Origin of the sequence: Segatella copri (assembly GCF_002224675.1) — a bacterium.
Taxonomy (GTDB): domain Bacteria; phylum Bacteroidota; class Bacteroidia; order Bacteroidales; family Bacteroidaceae; genus Prevotella; species Prevotella copri_U.
Map to the genome: position 1 here is coordinate 1 of NZ_NMPZ01000063.1, position 1,427 is coordinate 1,427.

The following is a 1,427-nucleotide window of genomic DNA, read 5'->3' on the forward strand; positions in this document are numbered from 1 at the left end:
TCTTGGAATCTCTCCTAATTTTCTATTTTCTTCTTCTGCATATTTAGCCTCATCACTAAACAAGGGTAGCTTGTAGGCATTTGCTGTAATGAAGTTGAAAATAATATTTTTGACCTTATATAGAATTTGTTTCCAGTTCATATTTTGAATACTCCCAGAGGCGAGCATTAAATATTTTCTATTTGGCTCAAAATCTATATCACAAGCCCAATCATCATCAGATTCATCATAAAATTTTGAACCTGTCAAATAAATGCAATATCCTTCTTCAGATTCAAAAAGTCCAAAATTGAACGCGACAATATCAGATGGCAATATTGTCTCATCATTGATTTGCTGAATCCAATGTCTTATTTCCTCTTCCATATAATCACTCCCCTCCACAATACACAGGCATAAATTCCAACCCTAAATCAAGCTTATTTTTTCGTATGCTTTTACGAACTTCATCAGATACGATGATATCATTTATAGCTGGCTGTGAATTAAAGACCTTTAAATCTTTTACCTTATTATAGTCAAGCTTCAATTTTATAACAGAATCTGTCCCTTCAACATATAAAGTATTTTTAGTATCTATGACATCAAAAATCTTTTTAAAATGCATAATATAGTACGTTTGTTCGCCATATATTTCACTTATAGCTCTAACCGGTAAAAATTCAACGTCATTACTAATACCTATAAAAGACTGCAATAAGTCTTTCAAATCTTGATTAACCATATTGGCTCCACCTACACATAACTGAAATGGTCTATAAATTCCGTCTTTTAATTCAACAACAAGAGACTCCCAATTTTTGACTTCTTGTCCATCGACCGCTATAGGATATGGCCAACTTTTAGGAGAATATAGCACTCCTCCTTTTTTGTCGTTCCCTTTGACTATAAATCTATAAAATTTTGCATTCATATTCATTCCAATTTAAAATATTACAAATATACGTATTAATAAGTAAGTGATCTAAATTATTTATATATATCAGTACTAATATGGTTAATTTTCTGTTTTATTGAAAAAAGAATTATGAAACCAATAAAAGTACTTGAATTATCAGAGGTTGATCGCCTCAAATTAGAGAAAGGCTATCATAATGGCCCTACTCATAGTTTTCGTATCAGATGCAAATCCATATTACTGAAGTCAGAAGGTAAATCAGCTCCCCAAATAGCAGAAATGCTTGAGGTAACAGTACCTACTGTCTACGCATGGGTCAAACGTTATGAAGAAAATGGCATCAAAGGCTTGGAGACACGTCCTGGTCAGGGACGAAAGCCTATTATGGATTGTTCTGATGAAGAAGCAGTCCGCATGGCAATTGAGGAAGACCGTCAGAGTGTGTCCAAAGCACGTGAAGCATGGCAGAATGCGACTGGTAAAGAAACCAGTGACATTACTTTCAAACGTTTTTTAGAAACATTTGTGC

Annotated in this window: 2 protein-coding genes and 1 pseudogene; 1 reads left to right on the forward strand and 2 read right to left on the reverse strand. The window is 33.6% G+C overall.

Annotation, left to right across the window (positions count from 1 at the left end; all coding sequences use genetic code 11):
• Nucleotides 1-366 (reverse strand): annotated as a pseudogene (locus tag CFT61_RS16280) (hypothetical protein); the annotation flags it as partial.
• 4 nt (nucleotides 367-370) lie between these two features.
• Nucleotides 371-913 carry a hypothetical protein gene (locus CFT61_RS16285; protein ID WP_117663760.1) on the reverse strand — a complete coding sequence of 181 codons (543 nt, stop codon included), beginning with the start codon at nucleotides 911-913 and terminating at the stop codon, nucleotides 371-373.
• Nucleotides 914-1,027: 114 nt separating this feature from the next.
• Here CFT61_RS16285 and CFT61_RS16290 point away from each other — a divergent pair.
• On the forward strand, nucleotides 1,028-1,427 hold a 400-nt coding region (locus CFT61_RS16290), incomplete at its 3' end, for a helix-turn-helix domain-containing protein (protein WP_089545435.1).